Origin of the sequence: Curtobacterium sp. MCLR17_055, assembly GCF_003234305.1 — a bacterium.
Taxonomy (GTDB): Bacteria; Actinomycetota; Actinomycetes; order Actinomycetales; family Microbacteriaceae; genus Curtobacterium; species Curtobacterium flaccumfaciens.
On sequence record NZ_QKSX01000014.1, the window covers coordinates 1 to 19,296 of the forward strand.

The 19,296-nt window shown below is 72.0% G+C and carries 13 protein-coding genes and 1 tRNA gene; 3 read left to right on the forward strand and 11 right to left on the reverse strand.

Annotated elements, in window-relative coordinates:
• Both DEJ09_RS18180 and DEJ09_RS12815 read left to right on the forward strand, forming a co-directional pair.
• On the forward strand, window positions 1-2,162 hold a 2,162-nt coding region (locus DEJ09_RS18180), incomplete at its 5' end, for an Ig-like domain-containing protein (RefSeq protein ID WP_111088847.1).
• Window positions 2,163-2,402: 240 nt separating this feature from the next.
• Window positions 2,403-4,124 carry a class I adenylate-forming enzyme family protein gene (locus tag DEJ09_RS12815; protein WP_111088905.1) on the forward strand — a complete coding sequence of 574 codons (1,722 nt, stop codon included), beginning with the start codon at window positions 2,403-2,405 and terminating at the stop codon, window positions 4,122-4,124.
• 67 nt (window positions 4,125-4,191) lie between these two features.
• Here DEJ09_RS12815 and DEJ09_RS12820 read toward each other — a convergent pair whose 3' ends face one another.
• From DEJ09_RS12820 to DEJ09_RS12855, 8 genes are all read right to left on the reverse strand, one after another.
• Window positions 4,192-5,532: a threonine/serine exporter family protein gene (locus tag DEJ09_RS12820; protein WP_027464496.1), complete on the reverse strand. Its 1,341-nt coding sequence runs from the start codon at window positions 5,530-5,532 to the stop codon at window positions 4,192-4,194.
• Window positions 5,533-5,816: 284 nt separating this feature from the next.
• Window positions 5,817-5,890, reverse strand: a tRNA-Leu gene (locus DEJ09_RS12825).
• Window positions 5,891-5,961: 71 nt separating this feature from the next.
• Window positions 5,962-7,437, reverse strand: coding sequence for an NAD(P)/FAD-dependent oxidoreductase (locus tag DEJ09_RS12830; protein ID WP_017886746.1), 1,476 nt, complete (start codon window positions 7,435-7,437; stop codon window positions 5,962-5,964).
• A gap of 40 nt (window positions 7,438-7,477) precedes the next feature.
• Window positions 7,478-8,026, reverse strand: coding sequence for a DUF501 domain-containing protein (locus DEJ09_RS12835; protein ID WP_071406119.1), 549 nt, complete (start codon window positions 8,024-8,026; stop codon window positions 7,478-7,480).
• Window positions 8,027-8,102: 76 nt separating this feature from the next.
• Complete coding sequence (locus DEJ09_RS12840; RefSeq protein ID WP_111056958.1) at window positions 8,103-8,636, reverse strand: septum formation initiator family protein; 534 nt, start codon at window positions 8,634-8,636, stop codon at window positions 8,103-8,105.
• A 341-nt stretch (window positions 8,637-8,977) separates the two neighbouring features.
• Window positions 8,978-10,261 (reverse strand): phosphopyruvate hydratase, encoded by a 1,284-nt coding sequence (eno, locus tag DEJ09_RS12845; RefSeq protein ID WP_027464494.1) that lies wholly within the window; start codon window positions 10,259-10,261, stop codon window positions 8,978-8,980.
• 123 nt (window positions 10,262-10,384) lie between these two features.
• The gene (gene hisS / locus DEJ09_RS12850) at window positions 10,385-11,629 is read right to left on the reverse strand and encodes a histidine--tRNA ligase (protein WP_111088848.1); all 1,245 of its coding nucleotides are present in this window, start codon (window positions 11,627-11,629) and stop codon (window positions 10,385-10,387) included.
• Between the two features lie 270 nt (window positions 11,630-11,899).
• The gene (locus tag DEJ09_RS12855) at window positions 11,900-12,625 is read right to left on the reverse strand and encodes a MazG family protein (RefSeq protein ID WP_111088849.1); all 726 of its coding nucleotides are present in this window, start codon (window positions 12,623-12,625) and stop codon (window positions 11,900-11,902) included.
• A gap of 90 nt (window positions 12,626-12,715) precedes the next feature.
• On the opposite strand from DEJ09_RS12855, the gene nhaA reads away from it, so the two are divergent.
• Window positions 12,716-13,894 (forward strand): Na+/H+ antiporter NhaA, encoded by a 1,179-nt coding sequence (nhaA, locus tag DEJ09_RS12860; RefSeq protein WP_111088850.1) that lies wholly within the window; start codon window positions 12,716-12,718, stop codon window positions 13,892-13,894.
• A gap of 159 nt (window positions 13,895-14,053) precedes the next feature.
• On the opposite strand, the gene mfd is transcribed toward nhaA, so the two are convergent.
• The 3 genes from mfd to DEJ09_RS12875 all read right to left on the reverse strand — a co-directional run bounded on the left by mfd (window position 14,054) and on the right by DEJ09_RS12875 (window position 18,982).
• Entirely contained in the window at window positions 14,054-17,662 is a 3,609-nt protein-coding gene (gene mfd, locus DEJ09_RS12865; RefSeq protein ID WP_111088851.1) for a transcription-repair coupling factor, read from the reverse strand.
• Between the two features lie 82 nt (window positions 17,663-17,744).
• Complete coding sequence (pth, locus tag DEJ09_RS12870; protein WP_111088852.1) at window positions 17,745-18,329, reverse strand: aminoacyl-tRNA hydrolase; 585 nt, start codon at window positions 18,327-18,329, stop codon at window positions 17,745-17,747.
• Between the two features lie 29 nt (window positions 18,330-18,358).
• A complete protein-coding gene (locus tag DEJ09_RS12875; RefSeq protein ID WP_071405234.1) occupies window positions 18,359-18,982 on the reverse strand; it encodes a 50S ribosomal protein L25/general stress protein Ctc in 624 nt (207 codons plus the stop codon).
• Window positions 18,983-19,296 lie beyond the last annotated feature (314 nt).

Below are 19,296 nucleotides of genomic sequence, written 5' to 3' on the forward strand. Positions count from 1 at the left end.
GCGATGGTGGGCCGAACGGCCGGCCGGGCGCCCCGACGCCCACCCCCACGCGTCCGGCCGTTCGGCCCACCATCGCCGACCCGGGTGACGTCACGACGGGGACGACGCGCTTCCACGGCACCGGCACCCCCGGGCACACCGTCCGGGTGACCGGCCCGGCCGCGACGGGCTCGTCCGGGTGCACGACCCGGGTGGCCCCGAACGGTTCCTGGGCCTGCCTCGGCACCGTCCGCTCCGGCCCGCAACAGGTCTTCACGGTGCGCGACCTCGTCGCCGCACTGCCCGTCGCGAGTGCACCGGCCTCGGACGTCATCGTCCCGCCGACCCTGGCAGCCGCCGGGCCCACCGGCGGCACGGTCTCCGGCACGGGGTATCCCGGATCGACGGTGCTGCTGTCGGTGTCCGGCTCCTCGGCCCAGCAGACCGCCCGGGTCGGTGCGGACGGCCGGTGGGTGGCCGCCCTCGGGTCGCTCGCCGACGGCCGGTTCACCGTCACCGCGTCGCAGACCGCCAGCACGGCGCGCGGCTACCGGTCGGACCTGCGGAGCGCGGCCTCCGCTCCCGTGACGATCACGGTCGACCGCACGGCGCCCGCTGCCCCGCGCATCACGACACCGGACGACGGCCAACGGATCGGCACCCGCTCGACGACGGTGGCCGGGACCGGTGAGCCGGGCGCCCGCGTGACCGTGTACGTCGACCGTGCGCCGGTGTGCGGCGTGGTGGTCGCGTCGGACGCCTCGTGGACGTGCTCCACCGCGGGGTCGACGCTGCGCGCCGGCGGGCACCAGCTCACCGCGACGCAGCACGACGTCGCCGGTAACTACTCCCGGTCGTCGGCCGCCGTCCGGGTCACGGTGTGGTCCACCACCACGGCCCCGACCGCCACACCGACCCCGGGCGCCACGGACACCCCGGGGACGCCGGGCACGTCGACGCCGGGATCCGGCGCGACGACGGGCACCCCCGGCGCGACCGGCCACGGCGGAACCGGCACCGGTACCGGCACGAACGCCGCCGGCCACGGGGGCGACGGCGGCAACGGCAACGGCAACGAGGACGGCGGCGCAGCAGGCAACGCCAACGGCAACGGGTCCAACAACGGCGACGGCACCGGCACCGGCACCGGCAGCACCCCGGCCGGCGTCGGCAGCGCCGGAGGCCACCCCGACTGGTCCGGCCCCGCCGGCGACTGGACCGCGGCGACGACGTACGACCGCACCGTCCCGACCATCCAGGCCGCGTTCTCGTGGCGGACCGTCCTGGTCGCCACCGCCGTCGCCGCCGGGTTCCTCCTGCTGATCGCCGCGCCGCTCGCCCTCGTGGCCGCGGTCACCCGGGGTCGCCTCCGCTCGCCGTTCGCCGGGCTGCTCGGCCGCAACCGCTCGCGGTCGGACCGCGCACGCGGCGACGACGTCCTGCCGACCTGGGCGTCGATCACCATCGCGGTGTCCGTCGCGGCGCTGTGCACCCTGCTCGGGGTGGGCGTCGAGCTCGAGGCGCGGTACGCCCGTCTGGCGATCGCCGTCCTCGCCGGGACCGGCGTCCTGACCGCCGCCGTCGTGTTCGCCACGCGGTGGGCAGCCGGCAGCGACCACCGCACGATCGGGTTCCGGGTGTCGCCGTGGCTCGTGCTCGCAGCCCTCGTGGCGTGCGGCGTCACCCGCGCGGCGGACCTGTCCCCCGCACTCATCGTCGGGGTCGTCCTCGTGCCGTCCGTCCGCCCCGGTCTGGGGACCGGACCGCTCCGCCTCGGTACCGGGATCGCCGCGAGCGCCCGGGGTGCGACCTGGCGGGTGCTGGCGCTGCTCGGACTCGCCGCGGCCGGCTGGGTGCTGCACAGCCTGCTCACGGGCAGTGGCTTCTGGGTGTCGCTCGGGTCGGAGTTCGCCATCACGCTGTGCGTCGGCGGCCTCGGTGCCGTCGTCGCGACCCTGCTGCCCGTCGCGGGGTCCGCCGGCAGCGCGCTGCTCGCCGCCTCCCGCGGTCGGTACGTCGCGCTCGCGGTGGTCGCCGTCGCGCTGACCACCGCGGTCTACTCGGGGACGACCGGCACGCACGCCGCACCGGCCCTGCTCGTCGGCATCGCCGCGGCCTGCGTGGCGGCCGCGATCGCGGCCCTGGTCTGGCTGCGCACCGACCGGCGCGCGGCCCGCGTCTGACCCGCGCCGGGCCTCCAGAGCGGCGCACCGCACCGCCCCCGGGACAGAAGACGCACTTCCGGGCCGGTTCGCGGACAGCGGGCTAGTGTGACGATCGGTGCTGGTCGCACCGCACGGAGGACGCTCGCCGTCCCGCACGGACGACCGACGCCGCACCGGACCAGCGGTGCAGCAGTGCCGCGCGACCGGTGCCCGCGCAGCATCGACGGTGTGCACCGCACGACCGCGGCAGGAGCGATGATGACCGACACCCGACCCGACCCGGAACCCCACGCCGACACCCGGTCCGATTCTGAACCCCGCACCGACACCCGGTCCGACTACGACGCGACGCGCTTCCGCGAGGTGTTCGAGGGCAGCTTCACCTACGCGAACGGCTTCGCCCGCAACACCCACCGCTTCGCCGGCCGACCCGCGCTGCGCGAGCCGGAGACGGACCGCTCGTGGACCTACGCCGAGCTCGGCGACGCCGTCGACCGGGTCGCCGGGTGGCTCGTCCGGCACGGTGGCGGACGGGGTTCGGTCGTGATGGTCGAGCTGTTCAACACACCCGAGTTCGCGATGCTCTACCTGGCCTGCCACCGCATCGGCGCGGTGTTCTCGCCGACGAACTTCCGGCTCGCACCGGACGAGGTCGCGTTCATCATCGAGGACTCCGCACCCGCCGTCCTGGTGCACGACACCGAGCGGACGAGTGCGATCACCGCCGCGATCGAGTCCTCGCCGCACCGGCCCGACCACGTCGTCCCGGTCGGCGGCGACCACGACCGGTTCGTCGAGCTGCTCGCGTCCGATCCCGTCTCCCCCGAGGAACTCGCGGCGATCGGCCCGCGCAGCACCTACGACGAGTCCACCCGGCTCTACACCTCGGGCACCACCGGTCGGCCGAAGCCCGTCCCGCTGCCGAGCCTGGTCGAGGTGCTCAGCGCGCACGACGTGGTCATGCACTTCCCGCTCAGTCCGTTCGACAAGACGCTCAACATGTCGCCGCTGTTCCACCGCGGCGGCCTGTACTCCGGCGGCCCGAACCCGGTGTTCTACGTCGGCGCGGAACTCACGACGCTGCGGCACTTCGACGCCGACCGGGTGCTCGACCTGGTCGAGTCCGAGCGCCTGACGTTCCTGATCGGGGCCCCGCCGAACCTGGTGCAGCTCGCCGACGCGCAGGAACGCCGGGCGCGGGACCTGTCGAGCCTCAACGGCATCGTCACGATGGGCGCACCGCTCGACCGAGCCGCGGCGCTGCGGTACCAGGAGCTGCTGTCGCCGCGGATCTTCAACGGCTACGGCACCACCGAGACCTTCTGGAACACGTTCCTGCGCCCCGAGGACTTCCCGGACGGCGCCGGCTCCACCGGTCGCGCATCGACCGACGACGACGTCGCCGTCGTCCGCGTGCACGACGACCGTCTGGCCGACCCCACCGACACGGTGGCGAAGGACGGCACCGAGATCGGCGAGTTCGCCGTGCGCACCGTGAAGTCCGGCTACTCGTACCGGAACCCCGGGCTCGAGGCCGAGAAGTTCGCGAACGGCTGGTTCTACCCCGGCGACCTCGCCACGTGGGACGAGCACGAGCGTGTGACGATCGTGGGCCGCAAGGACGACATGGTCATCTCCGGCGGCGAGAACGTGCACCCCGTCCAGGTCGAGGCCGCGCTGCAGGAGCACCCCGGGGTCGCCGACTCCATCGTGGTGGGCGTGCCGGACCCGCGGTGGGGCGAGGTCGTCACGGCGTACGTCGTCCGTGCCGGCGACCGGCTGCCGGCCGACGACGCCGAGGCAGCGGCCGCGCTCGAGGAGTGGACCGGCTCCCACCCGGGCCTCGCCCGCTACAAGCGCCCGCGGCGGTACCGCTTCGTCACGGACCTCCCCTACAACGCCACCGGCAAGAAGGTGCACTACCTGGCGAAGGACACGGCCGCGGCGGACCAGGCAGCCGGCCGGCTGATCGAGCCGTAGCGGGCCCGGTACCCGGCCGGTGACGGCCTGGAGGCCCGTGGCGGCGCCGCCACGGGCCTCCCGTCCGTCAGCTGGTCGCGTCCACCGCGCGCCGGGGCGCGTTGCGGGCGAAGAGGCCGGGCAGGAGCCCGCCGATCTTCGTCCCGATGCACAGGCTGACGAAGGTCGCGAGCGGGGTCGCGAGCGCCTCGGGATCGAAGGTGGCCACCGCCACCAGCCCGACCGTCCCCGGCACGAGCAGCAGGAACGCCGGGAAGAACGACACCGTCGCCGGGATCGCCGGCACGAGCCGCTCGAGCAACCGGGTCGCGACGAACAGCAGCGCCGCTGCGGCCCCGGTCGCGACGACGCTGCCCCAGAGCGGCGTCGTCGTGCTCACCACGGCGTAGGCGGTGACCATGACCGCCACCGACACGAGCGTCAGCCGCCACCCGGACCGGAACACCAGACCGAGCCCGACCGCGAGCACCACGACGGCCACCCACGACACCCAGTACGCGGGCACGGACTCCCAGCCGGCCAGGTCGGTGCCGACCCCCGCGACCTCGCCGACGAGCGCGGCCGACGACGGGTCGACGTGCAACCCGGTCAGGGCGCTGCCGGACGCGATGCCGGCGGCCATGAACCCGAGCATGATGAGCCCCTGCACCAGTCGCGACGACCCGGTGACGATGTCGGCGGCGGTGAGTTCGAGCAACGCGTTGGTGATGAGCGCGCCCGGGACGAACACCGCCACCGGGGCGCAGACCGCGAAGAGCGGGACCTGCTCGAACCCGGTGCCCGCGGCGACCAGGCCGACGATCGCCGTCGACACGAACGCGGCCAGGAACGGGATGATCGCCACGGCCTCGCGGAAGCGCCGGAGGACCAGTCCGATCACGCCGACCAAGCCGCCGACGACGAGCGCCAGGACGATCGCCCACCAGGGGCAGCGGAAGACGACGGCCAGGCCGGCCGAGGTCAGGGCGTTGCCGAGGATCCACGGCAGCGCGGGCGGCGGGACGGTGCCGGCCCGGATGGCCCGGACGCGGGCGGGGATCTCGGCGAGGGCGATGGAGCCGCTCTCGAGCCCGAGCACGACGCGGTTGGCGCGGGCGGCCTGGCGGGAGGACAGTTCGACACCCTCGGCGTTGACGATGGTGGCGGCGCCCGTCGAGACCTCGCTCACCATCACCAGGGCGGGCAGGACGCCGATCGCGAGCGTCGGTCCGACCCCGGCGGCGTCCCGGGCCTTCTCGAGCGCCGACCGGACGTCGGTGACGGAGCTGCCGGCGTCCAGGAGCAGGGCTCCGAGGGTGCCGAGGAGCATGCCGACCGGGACGCTCTCGCCGTCGACGACCTCGACGTGGGCCTCCGGTCGGCGAAGGGCGTTCTGCAGGTTGGCGAGTGCGCTTCCGAGTCCGACCACGATCGTCGATGCTACTGGGCGGCGAGCCGGTCGTGCAGTCGCGCCGTCTTCGCGGGAAGGCGACGGTCCGCGGGCCGGGAGGCACGTGGCGGGCCGGTCCCGCGCCTCCAGTCCGATGCCCAGGGCGACCCGATCCCACCGTCGAAGCGACAGATGGCAGGACCATCGCTCGGACTGTGCGGCCGGAGCGACAGAACGACGCGAACTGTTCGCAGAGTTCTGTCGCTTTCGCAGCGGCACGCGGCGGGCGCCACGCGGCGGGCGCCGCGCCAGAGCCTCGGCGGTACCCCCGGTGGGACTCGAACCCACAACTCAGCGATTTTAAGTCGCGTGCCTCTACCGATTGGGCCACGGGGGCGGGCCGCAACAGCCTACCGATGCACGAAGGCGGCCACCCTTCGCAGGTGACCGCCTTCGTGACGAGCGTTGCTACTTGGCGTCGGCCGGGGCCGTCACCGGCTCGGGGGCGTTGGAGACGTCCTTCGCGGGCTCGCCGTAGACGGGGCCGGCGGCACCGGCGACCTTGCCCTCTTCCGGAGCCGGGGCTGCGGCGGGCGCGGCCGGGGCCTCGGCAGCGGGCTTCGGACGGGACGCGAACGCCTCGAACGCGGCGCGCGGGGTCTCGCGGTCGTCGAGCGACACGATGTCGCGGCCCAGGAAGAAGCCACCGACCCAGTCGCCGATGACGCGCCACTTGCGCTCCCACGACGGCATGGCCAGGCCGTGGTAGCCGCGGTGGGCGCCCCAGGCCAGGAAGCCCTTCATGGCGAACTTGCCGGACTGGAACACACCGGTGCCGAGGCCGAGACCCGCGACGGCGCCGAGGTTCTCGTGCTTGTAGTCGGTCGTCGCCTCGCCACGGATGGTTGCGACGACGTTCTTCGCGAGCTGCTTGGCCTGGCGCACGGCGTGCTGGGCGTTCGGCACGCAGAACCCGCCGACACCGCCACCGGTCAGGTCCGGCACGGCTGCGACGTCGCCGCAGGCCCATGCGTCGGCGATCACGCCGTTGTCGTCCACCACGCGCAGGTCGGGCTGCACGCGAATGCGGCCACGCTGCTCGAGCGGGAAGTCGGTGCCCTTGACCATCGGGTTCGCCATGACGCCGGCGGTCCAGATGATGAGGTCGGACGGGATGGTCTCGATCGCGCCGTCGCTCGTCTTGAGCTCGCAGACGCCACCGACGGCCGAGGCCAGCTGGGTCTCGAGGTGCACGGTCGCGCCACGCTCGGCGAGGTTCTTGAGCACCCAGTGCGAGGTCTCGAGCGAGACCTCGGGCATGATGCGGCCCATCGCCTCGACCAGGTGGAAGTGCGTGTCGTCGAAGGACAGCTGCGGGTGGCTCTTCAGCAGGTCGGTGACGAAGGAGCGGAGCTCGGCGAACACCTCGATGCCGGCGAAGCCACCACCGACGACGACGACGGTGAGCAGGCGGTCGCGTTCGGGACCGGCCGGCAGGTTCGCCGCCTTGTGGAAGTTGCTGAGGATGCGGTCACGGATCGACGCGGCTTCCTCGATGGTCTTCAGGCCGATGGCCTCGTCCGCGACGCCCGGGATCGGGAACGTGCGCGACACCGCGCCGGCGGTCATGACGATCTGGTCGTAGGACTCCTCCCACGCCTCGCCCTCGGTCGGGGTGATCGTCGCCGTCTTGGTGGCGTGGTCGACCTTGGTGACCTTCGCCGTGACGACGCGGGTCTTCTTGAGGTGACGACGGTGCGCGACGACCGCGTGACGCGGCTCGATGGAACCGGCGGCGACCTCGGGCAGGAACGGCTGGTACGTCATGTACGGCAGCGGGTCCACCATGACGACCTCGGCTTCGCCCTGGCGAAGGTGCTTCTCGAGCTTCCATGCGGTGTAGAAACCGGCGTAACCGCCGCCGACGACGAGGATCTTGGGCACGGGGGATGATCTCCTTGGATGGGGGTGTGCGGGAGTCGGGTCAGACTTCGCCGCCACCCGCCCCGACTCCAGCGTCTGCACCGTCATCATACGCCCGGCACTCACACCGGGAGGGCGACCAGTCCGCGCGCTCGAGCGCGAGGTCGCCGATGGGGTTGACGCCGGGTCCGGCGGCGAGGGCGTGGCCGACGAGGGCGTGCAGGCACTTCACGCGGGTGGGCATGCCACCGGCGCTGATGCCGTCGATCTCGTCGACGTGTTCGATCGACTCGCGATCGGCCAGGTAGGACTCGTGGGCCGCGCGGTACTGCGCGGCGACTTCGGGGTCCTCGAGCAGGGCTGCCAGCTCGGGCATCACCTGGTTGGCCTCGAGGGTGCTGACCGCAGCGGTGGCCGCGGGGTGGCACAGGTAGTAGAACGTCGGGAACGGGGTGCCGTTCGACAGCCGGGGCTTCGTGGAGACGACGGTGGGGTTGCCACAGACGCAGCGTGCCGCGATCCCGATGACGTCACGTGCCGGTCGGCCGAGCTGCGCCGACACGACCTGGACGTCGCGGTCGGAGGGCGGGTCGAAGGGAGGGGTCGTCACGGGAACGTGAGCCTACCGGAGAAGCGGAACCCCTCGCACCGTCGGGCCGGACGGCTCCGCGCCCTGCGGTCCGGGACTACTTGCTGTCGCCCGTGCCGGAGACGTCGGGGGCGACGAGGTCGGCGGCACGCTCGTCCGTCAGTCCGGACTGCAGCACCGACGAGAGCATCGCCTGCACCCAGTCGACCTTGGGCGTCTGCACCTTCGCGCTCACGGGGGTGCCCGAGTCGGTGGTCGGGGTCTTGTCGGCGGCCTCGTCCTCGGCGCCCATCACGAGGTAGCTCTCCTCGCCCGGGTACACGTAGAGCAGTCGGTCGCGGGCCTGCGCCTCGATGTACGCCGGGTCGTCCCAGCGTGCGACGTCCTGCTTCTTCTGCGCGACGTCGGCCTTCTGGCTCGCGACCTCGTGCTGCTGCTGGGCGATCTGCTCCTGCTGCTGGATGAGCGTCCGGAGCGACGGCGCGAGCACCACCACGAACAGCACGATGATCGCGAGCATGAGCAGGCTGAACCCGGAGAAGTGGATCGAGCGGTACCAGGGCTGCGCGGGCGTGCTGCCGTCGGGCATCGCCACGGGGACGCGGCGGACGCGGGGCTTCTGGCTGGGCACGGTCCGACGATAACCCGGCACGGTCGGTCGGTGCGCCCGGCACGCGGCCGTTCGGCGCCCTCTCAGCGTCTCGCGTCGTGACGTCGAGGCAGCCGGGAGGCACGGCTCCGGCCCGCCCCCTCCGTCCCGCACCCGGAGTGGTCACCACACACCGCCAGACGCACGTCCGGTGGTCACGTCCTGTCGGCCGGGCCCGGGCCAGCCGACGACTCGTGACCACTCGACGCAGCGCGCGCGGCACGTCCTGACCGCTCGGCGCTCCGGGGCGGCACACACGACGAAACGCCGTCCTCCTGGAGGAGGACGGCGTCTCGGTGGTGCGGGTACTGCTGAGCGGCTGGTTACAGCGACGCGGCGCGCGGGAAGGCCGAGCGACCGGCGTACACCGCGGCGTCGCCGAGCTCTTCCTCGATGCGGAGCAGCTGGTTGTACTTCGCGACGCGGTCCGAGCGGGCCGGGGCGCCGGTCTTGATCTGACCACCGTCGACCGCGACCGCGATGTCCGCGATCGTGGTGTCCTCGGTCTCGCCAGAGCGGTGCGACAGGATCGAGGTCAGGCCGTGACGGTGCGCGAGCGAGACCGCGTCGAGGGTCTCGGTGAGCGTGCCGATCTGGTTGACCTTGACGAGGATCGAGTTCGCGGCCTTCTCGTCGATGCCCCGCTGCAGACGCTTCGGGTTGGTGACGAACAGGTCGTCGCCGACGATCTGGACCTTGTCGCCGAGCTCGGCGGTCAGGTGCGACCAGCCCTCCCAGTCGTCCTCGGCCAACGGGTCCTCGATGGTGACGAGGGGGTAGTTCGCGACGAGCTCGGCGAAGTAGGAGGTGAACTCCTGGCTCGAGAGCTGCTTGCCCTCGAACTGGTACTTGCCGTCCGAGAAGAACTCGGTGGACGCGACGTCGAGGCCGACGGCGATGTCCTTGCCGGGCGTGTAGCCGGCCTTCTCGATCGCGGTGAGCAGGAAGTCGAGCGCAGCGCGGTTCGACGCGAGCTCCGGCGCGAAGCCGCCCTCGTCGCCGAGGCCCGTGGCCAGGCCCTGCTTCTTCAGCTCGCCCTTGAGGGCGTGGTAGGTCTCGACGCCCCAGCGGAGTGCCTCGGAGAAGGACTCGGCGCCGTAGGGCACCAGGAAGAACTCCTGGATGTCGACGTTGGTGTCCGCGTGGGCACCACCGTTGACGACGTTCATCAGCGGGACGGGCAGCGTGTGCGCGTTCGGGCCGCCGAGGTAGCGGAAGAGCGGCAGGTCGACCGAGTCGGCCGCGGCACGGGCCACGGCGAGCGAGGCACCGAGGATCGCGTTCGCGCCGAGGCGGGACTTGTTCTCGGTGCCGTCGAGCTCGATGAGCGCGGCGTCGACGAGGCGCTGGTCGGTGGCGTCGAAGCCCTCGAGCGCCGGGCCGATCTCGTCGAGGACGGCGTCGACGGCCTTGAGGACGCCCTTGCCGCCGTAGCGCGAGGCGTCGCCGTCGCGCAGCTCGTACGCCTCGAACGCGCCGGTGGATGCACCGGACGGGACGAGCGCGCGGGACACGACGCCGTCGTCGAGGAGGACCTCGACCTCGACCGTCGGGTTGCCTCGGGAATCGAGGACTTCGCGTGCGCCTACGGCATCGATCAGGGCCACGGGGTACTCCCTACACATTGGTTGTGGTGATTGCGGTGTCGATCCTAGCGAGCGGAGGTGAACACGACGTCGGCCGTGACGCCCCGCTGTGGACGAGTCCGTGCTGGAACGAGGACTGGGTGCTCAGTCGAGCGGGCGGAACTCGACGCCCTCGAGCGACGCGGTGTCCGCCGAGACGGTCGCGAACGCCGTGAAGCCCTGGGCGGCGAGGCCGGCGAGCAGGTTCTTGGTGTTCTTCGTGCGGCGCTCGAGCCGGACGCGTCGGTGGGACGCCAGCGCCTCGGTCTTCAGCGCGGCGAGCCGGACCGGGTCGACGTCCTTGTCGTACACGAGCACGACGGCGTCGGCCTCGGCGGACTCCGGGAGGGTCACGAGGTCGACGAGCCGCTCGAACCCGAGCGAGAACCCGACCGCGGGGACGTCCTGCCCGAGGAACCGGCCGATCATGCCGTCGTACCGGCCGCCGCCACCGAGGCTGTAGCCGAAGTCGGGGTGCGCGACCTCGAAGATCGTGCCCGTGTAGTACCCCATGCCGCGCACGAGCGTCGGGTCGAAGCGCAGGTCCACCCCTGGGAGCGCCTCGCGCAGGCGGAGCAGGTCGGCGAAGGCCTCGGCGTCGAGCCACGGTGCCCCCTCGACGGACGTCCAGTCGGCGGCCTCGAGCGCACGGATGGTGTCCTCGAGCCCGGGCAGGTCGGCGCCCACGGTGCTGCGGAGTTCCGCCGCGACGCCGTCCGCACCGATCTTGTCGAGCTTGTCGATCGTGATGAGCGCGCGGTCGGCGGCGGCGGGCTCGGTGATCCCCCACGACGCGAGGAGCGCCAGCAGGATCCGGCGGTCGTTGATCCGGATCGTCGTGCCGCGGACCCCGAGGGCGTCGAGGGCCGCGGTCGTCGCGCGGATGAGCTCGATCTCGGCGAGCTGCCCGGACTCCCCCAGGATGTCGATGTCGCACTGCACGAACTGGCGGTAGCGGCCCTTCTGCGGGCGCTCGGCACGCCAGACCGGCGCGATCTGCACGGACCGGAACACCGACGGCAGCTCCGCACGGTGCGAGGCGTAGAACCGGGCCAGCGGGACCGTCAGGTCGAACCGGAGACCGAGGTCGGCGAGGTCCAGCGGCGCTTCGGCCGCCTGCAGGTCCTCGGTCGTCAGCCCGCGCTTCATCACCGCGAACGCCAGCTTCTCGTTGTCACCGCCGAGCCCGGAGTGCAGCCGCGCGGCGTCCTCCACCACCGGGGTCTCGATCTCGTCGAAACCGTGCCGCGAGTAGACGTCCCGCACGACACCGAGCACGTGCTCGCGCCGGGCCTTGTCCGCCGGGAGGAAGTCACGCATGCCACGGGGTGCCGTCACGGTCGTTGCCATGCGGTCAATTCTGGCAGACGGGCGTCTCCGGCTTGCGCGCCTACCGACCCACTGGCATACTGCATGCAGAACCTCGGTCCGGATCGTGCCTGATCCACGCTCCGGACCGATTCGCGGGGCGACGTGCTGCAGTGCGTCCCGCGGTTCGAGCGGGCTTCCCTGTCGGCCCCTCTCCCTGGTGGAGCCGACGCCCGCTCACGGGCGCCCTCTCTTTTTCGGGTTGGGAGGGCGCCCGTTCTCCCCTGCCCGGAGCGATCTCCCGACCGGGGATCACTCCACGGCGCGACCGGCCTCCTCGAGCGCCGACACCGCGGCACGCAGACTCGCGACCGCGTCCACCCCGCGTCCCGCCGCAGCCGCGACCTCCCCGAGCACCGCCCGCCCCCACTCGGCGTCGACCGTGCCCACCCCGTCGTCCGCAGCGGGCAGGGCGGACGCACCACGGGCCTCCAGGCCGGCGCCGGAGCCGGCCCCAGCCCCGAACCCGCCGCCGGAACCGGCCCCGACGACGGACGCGACGACCGCGTCGGCGTCCCCACGCTCCTCCAGGCGTTCCAGCAGCTTCACCGCGCGCTCCAGCGGCGGCATCGCCCGCGGCACCCCGTCGAACGCACTCCGCCGACTCGCCTTCTCGGCCGCCTTGGCCGCACGCCAGACCCGCACGACGTCCTCGACGGTGTCCGCCGTCTCGTTGCCGAACACGTGCGGGTGCCGCCTGGTCATCTTGTCCCGGACCCCGGCGGCGACGTCCTCGAGGGTGAAGTCCCCCGCGCGGGCGGCGATCCCCGCGTGCAGGACCACCTGGTAGAGCAGGTCGCCGAGTTCCTCGCGGACGTCGTCCGGGTCGCCGTCGTCGATCGCGTCGACGAGTTCGTACGACTCCTCGACGGCGTAACGGGCGAGCGAGGCGTGGGTCTGCGCCCGGTTCCAGACGCACCCGCCGTCCTCGGCGAGCAGGCGGTCGACGACGGTCACGAGGTCCGGTACGGCGGTCATCACGTCATCGTGCCACCCGCGTAGACTGGTCGTGGTGTGTCGGGAAGTCTGGTCGACGGACACTCACCCGACCCCTCGAGACGGAGATCCATGTCGTCCCTCGTCCGCTCCCCCCGCTTCAGCGCCATCGCGCTCCTCACCGCCGCCGTGCTCGGCCTGGTCGTGGCGAACTCCCCGATCGGCCCCGGCCTCGAACGGCTGCTCGACGCGCACCTGCCGCTCGGTGCCCTGGGCCTCGATCTGTCGATCGCGCACTGGATCAGCGACGGCCTGCTCGCGGTGTTCTTCCTGCTCGTCGCGATCGAGCTGAAGCAGGAACTCGTCGACGGCGAGCTGTCGAACCCCAAGACCGCGATCATCCCCGCCATCGCGGCGGTCGGCGGCGTGCTCGTCCCGGCCGGCATCTTCCTGCTCGTCACCGCGGGCACGCAGTACACGCACGGCTGGCCGATCCCGACGGCGACGGACATCGCGTTCGCGCTCGGGGTGCTCGCCATGTTCGGTCGCGGGCTGCCGAGCGGCATCCGGGTGTTCCTGCTCGCGCTGGCCGTGCTCGACGACCTCATCGCGATCATCATCATCGCCGTGGTGTTCGCCCACGACACCGACTTCCTGGCCCTCGCCGGTGCCGTCGTCACCCTCGCGGTGTTCTGGCTGCTCGGCCGGATGCTCCGTCCGGGGCGCAGCGGGCAGACGTTGATCATCGTGGCCATGATCGTGGTCGGGCTCCTGACCTGGTGGCTCGTCTACCACTCCGGTGTGCACGCCACCATCGCCGGCGTCGCCCTCGGGCTCGTGCTGACCCGCCGCCCGGGCCACACCCTGCACGAGAACATCGAGCCGTGGTCGAACGCCATCGTGCTGCCGGTGTTCGCGTTCGCGTCGGCAGCCGTCATCATCCCCTCGGTCGGCATCAGCGAGCTCTCCCCCACGTTCTGGGCGGTCGTCCTCGCCCTGCCGGTCGGCAAGGTCATCGGCATCACGCTGTTCGGCACGATCGCCACGCGGATCTTCCGCTCGCCCGGCCGCTCGTCGCTGTCGTTCTTCTCGATCATCACCGTCGGTGTGCTCGGTGGGATCGGGTTCACGGTGTCGCTGCTCATGAACGAGCTGGCGTTCGCCCGCAACGAGGAGATCCTCGACGAGGGCGTCCTCGCCGTGCTCGTCGGCTCGGGCATCGCCATCGTCGCGTCGGCGGTCGTCGTCACGCTGCGGGCGCGGGCGTACCGCGCGCGCCGCGAGCTGTCCGAGGCCGAGGACACCGAGTAGCGGCTCGCGGGCCGGGGTTCACACCCGTTCCGCGACAGGGCACGCGTCGTTCGACGCGTGGATCGTCGCGAAGGGCGTGCGTGCCGTGGACGTGGCCATGGACGGCCTGGAGGCACGGTGCGGGCCCGCACCGTGCCTCCAGGCCGTCTCCGCTCGCGTCTACGCGGCCGGCGCCTCGGCCGGGGTCGTCGCCCCGTACACGGCGGTGAGGATGCTCTCCACCCACTGGATGAGGGCGTCGTCCGGCAGCGCCTGGTCGTGCGGACGCGGCATCGGGATGCTCGTCGCGTTCTGCTGCGGGAACCAGCGCGCGCCCGGGAACATGCGCTTCAGGCGCACCTGCGACGAGTCGGCGAGCTCCTTGCCGGCGACCCGCAGGTTCGAGCCCATGACCACGACGTCGGACAGGCCGACCTGCTGCGCCATGCGACGGAGGCGGGAGACCTCGACCAGGGTCTGCACGGCCTGCGGCGGCTGCCCGTAGCGGTCGGTGAGCTCGTCGAGCACCATGTCGATCGCGTTCGGCTGCGCCGTCGGGGCCGAGGCCGCCGAGAGCTTCTGGTACGCCTCGAGCCGGAGTCGCTCGGACTCGACGTAGTCCTCGGGGATGTGCGCGTCGACGGGGATCTCGAGCCGGAGCTCGGTCTGCCCCTCGGCGACGTCGCCACGGAACTGCGACACCGCCTCGCCGATCATCCGCAGGTACAGGTCGAACCCGACGCCTGCGATGTGGCCGGACTGCTCCCCGCCGAGCAGGTTACCGGCCCCGCGGATCTCGAGGTCCTTCATGGCGACCTGCATGCCCGCGCCGAGCTCGTTGTTCGCGGCGATGGTCTCGAGGCGGTCCTGCGCGGTCTCGGACAGCGGCTTCTCGGAGTCGTAGAGGAAGTACGCGTACCCGCGCTCCCGCCCGCGGCCGACACGACCACGCAGCTGGTGCAGCTGCGACAGGCCGTACTTGTCCGCCTTGTCGATGATGAGCGTGTTCGCGTTCGCGATGTCCAGGCCGGTCTCGATGATCGTCGTCGAGACGAGGACGTCGAAGCGGCGCTCCCAGAAGTCGACCATCACCTGCTCGAGGGCGGTCTCCGACATCTGCCCGTGCGCCACGGCGATGCGGGCGTCCGGCACGATCTCGGCCAGGTGCGCGGCGACCGACTGGATGTCCTTCACGCGGTTGTGCACGTAGAACACCTGGCCCTCGCGCAGCAGCTCGCGGCGGATCGCCGCCGCCACCTGCAGGTCGGACTGCGGTCCGACGAAGGTCAGGATCGGGTGGCGGTCCTCGGGCGGGGTGGCCAGGGTCGACATCTCACGGATGCCCGTGACCGCCATCTCGAGCGAGCGCGGGATCGGGGTCGCCGACATCGCCAGGACGTCGACGTTCGTCTTGAACTTCTTGAGCTGGTCCTTGTGCTCGACCCCGAACCGCTGTTCCTCGTCGATGATGACGAGCCCGACGTCCTTGAAGGTGATGCCCTGCGACAGGATCCGGTGGGTCGCGATGACGATGTCGACCGTGCCGTCGGCGAGCCCGGCGATGGTCTCCTTCGACTCCTTCTCGGTCTGGAACCGGCTCAGGGCGCGCAGGTGGACGGGGAACCCGGCGAAGCGCTCCTGGAACGTCTCCATGTGCTGGCGGACGAGCAGGGTCGTCGGGACGAGCATGACGACCTGCTTGCCGTCCTGCACGGCCTTGAACGCGGCACGGATCGCGACTTCGGTCTTGCCGTAGCCGACGTCGCCGGAGAGCAGGCGGTCCATCGGGATCGGGCGTTCCATGTCGCGCTTGATCTCGTCGATCGTGGTGAGCTGGTCGGCGGTCTCGGCGAACGGGAACGCCTCTTCCAGCTCGCGCTGCCACGGGGTGTCCGGACCGAACGCGTGCCCCTTCGACGCCATGCGCGCCGAGTACAGCTTGACCAGGTCGACGGCGATGTCGCGGACGGCCTTGCGGGCCTTCGACTTGGCGGCGGACCAGTCCGATCCGCCCATCTTCGACAGGGTCGGGGACTCCCCACCGACGTAGCGCGACAGCTGGTCGAGCTGGTCGGTCGGCACGAAGAGCTTGTCGCCCGGGTAGTTGCGCTTCGACGGCGCGTACTCGAGCACGAGGTACTCGCGCTGCGTCTTCACGGCGTTGCGGCCACCGCTGGAGACCTCGCGGCTGACGAGCTCGACGAACTTGCCGATGCCGTGGGTCGCGTGCACGACGACGTCGCCCGGCTTGAGCTGCAGCGGGTCGACGACGTTCTTGCGGCGGCTCGCGAGCTTCTTGACGGTGCGGGCACCCTGCTGGACGCTGCGGCCGTAGAACTCCGCCTCGCTCAGGACCACGATGCGGGGGTCGGGGATCGCGAAGCCGTGCTCGACGGTCGCGGTCGTCACGACGGCGAACCCCGGCTCCGGCGGCGCGTCGACTACTGCGGCACGGGCGGCGACCCCGGCGTCGGCGAGCACCTGCACCGCCCGCTCGACGAGGCCCTGGCCCTGCGCGGTCACCACGACGGCCCACCCGTCGTCGGTCAGCGACTTGACGTGCGCGATCGCCCCGTCGGCGCTGCCGGCGAAGCTCGGGACCGCCTCGGCCCGGACGCGGATGTACTCGCCGGCCTCGGCAGCGGCCTCGGCGTCGGTGAGGACGCGCTCGGTGTCCCCTTCGTCGAGGCCGGAGTCGAACGGCGACACCGTCCACCAGGTGCGCTGGCCGCGGGTGTTCTTGAGCTGCTGCACGGTCAGGAAGTTGCCGGCGTCGAGGTCGATCGGGGCCTGGGCACCGGCGACCGCTGCACTCCAGGCCGCCTGCAGGAACTCGGTGTTCGTCTCGGCGAGGCTGTTCGCGCGGCCGTTCACCCGCTCGGGCGAGAACACCGCGATGGTGGCGTCGTCCGGCAGGTAGGAGGTCATCGGCACGAGGTCCTGCACGAGCGCCGGGGCGAGGGACTCCATGCCCTCGACCGGGATGCCCTCGGCGATCTTCGCGAGCATCTGCGACAGGTTCGGGAACTCGTGCAGCATCTCGCGCGCCCGCTGCCGGACGTCGTCGCTGAGCAGGAGTTCGCGCGAGGCCGTCAGCTCGACCGAGCCGAGGTCGTCCTCGGTCGTGCGCTGGTCGGCGACGGAGAACGCCTTGATCGCCTCGATCTCGTCGCCGAAGAAGTCGACGCGTGCCGGGTGGTCGGCCGTGGGCGGGAAGACGTCGAGGATGCCGCCGCGCACCGCGAACTCACCACGGCGGGTGACGAGGTCGACGCGCGAGTAGGCGAGGTCCACCAGCTGGGACGCGATCGCCGCCAGGTCGTTGCCCCGCGAGTCGGTCCGCAGCACCACGGGTGCCAGTGAGGTCAGGTTGCTCGCGATCGGCTGCAGCGCGGCGCGGACGCTGGCGACGACGATGGTCTGGCGACGCTCGGCCGGGTCCGCCGCCTGCCACGCCGCGAGCTTCCGGAGCGTCGCGATGCGCGTGCCGACGGTCTGGGCACTCGGGCTGAGGCGTTCGTGCGGCAGGGTCTCCCACGCCGGGAACTCGAGCACGTCGGCGTCGGGGACGTAGCTGCCGAACGCTTCACGGACCGCCTCGGCTTCACGCCCGGTCGCCGTGATGACGAGGACGCACTGCGGACCGTTGCGCTCGGCGAGCAGCGCGCCGAGCAGCGGCACGCGCAGGCCGTCCACGACGGAGAAGTCGGCGTCGCGCGGTGCGGCGCGCAGCACGCGATCGAAGGCGGAGGCGCGCGAGAGCGCAGGGATGATGCCCGAGATCGTCACTCAGGAGATGGTACCGGCCGCCACCGACACCGGCCGCGACGTGCGCGACGGGCGAACAGCGCCGACGCCCGGCACGGAGCGCTCAGGACGGAGCGTGCACGCGCTGCTGTGCGGCGAGCAGCCCGACCTCGGCGATCGCCTCGACCGCGTCGGCGGCGTCGGCCAGCAGGATCGGCAGCGTCTTCTTCTCGGCTGCGGAGAAGTCACGCAGCACGTAGTCGGCCGGGTCCTGCCGACCGGGCGGACGACCGATGCCCACCCGGACGCGCATGAACTCGTTCGTCCCGGTGGCCTTGATGATGTCGCGCAGCCCGTTGTGCCCGCCGTGCCCGCCACTGCCCTTCAGGCGGACGGTGTCGAACGGCAGGTCGAGCTCGTCGTGCACGACGACGAGGTCGGCCGGGGTGGCGCCGTAGAACCCGAGCACCGAGGAGACCGGTCCGCCCGAGGTGTTCATGAACGACCCGGGCTTCGCCAGCACGAGTCGGGTGCCGCCAGGCACCAGGCGCCCCTCGGCGACCTGGTTCGGCGTCTTGTGCTTCTTGAACGTCGCTCCCATGCGGGAGGCGAGTTCGTCGAGGACCATCTGGCCGACGTTGTGACGGTTGCCGGCGTAGTCGGGCCCGGGGTTCCCGAGCCCGACCACCACGAGGATGTGATCCGTCACAGCGTCGACCAGATGTCTTCGAAGGGGTGTTACTCGGAGTCCGCGGCGCCCTCGGCACCCGACTCGGCGCCGGCCTCGGCCGAGGCCTCGTCGGCAGCGTCGTCGTCAGCGGTGCCACGCGGGGTGACGATCGCGACGACCAGCGCCTCGGGGTCGGTCTCGAGCTCGGCACCCTCGGGGAGCTCGAGCTGCGCGGCGTGGATCTGCACGCCGTCCTCGAGGCCCTCGACGTTCACGGAGACGTGCTCCGGGATGTCGGTGGCGAGCACGAGCAGCGAGATCGTGTTGAGGTCCTGCACGTGGATGGTGCCGGAGAAGGACTCGCCCTCGATGACGACGGGCACGTCGACCGTGACCTTCTCGCCGCGGCGGAGGACCACGAGGTCGATGTGCTCGATGATCTGGCGCACCGGGTCACGCTGGACGTCCTTGACGAGGGCGAGCTGCGCAGCACCCTCGATGTCGAGGTCGACGACCGCGTTGGCGGTACGGACGAGCAGCATGGTCTCGTGACCGGGCAGCGAGATGTGCTTCGGCTCGGTGCCGTGGCCGTAGACGACCGCGGGGATCTTGTCGGCCGCGCGGAGCTTGCGAGCAGCGCCCTTGCCGAACTTGGTGCGGACTTCCGCTGCGAGCTTGGTGTAGTCGGCCATGGTGCCTCCTGGTGTCGGGGACGACGCCGGGGTGCCGGCATCGTGGGGGTCTGTGGTGTTGCAACTCGAACGCGTGTACGCGTGAGGAACGATCCCAGGGTCTTGCCGGGTATCCCACCGCGTCGATCACGGCCGCGCGTACGCAGCCCTCGCCGAAGTCAGGGACTGAGTCTAGCAGGGCTGTCCGGGCGTGTCGCGCGTCACGATCCGGACGCACACCGGGACGGACGGGAGGCCCGTGGCGGTCCTGCCACGGGCCTCCCGTCCGTCGTCCCCACGCGGCGGGCGCGGGGCGCTCCCCCCAGGACCGCTCC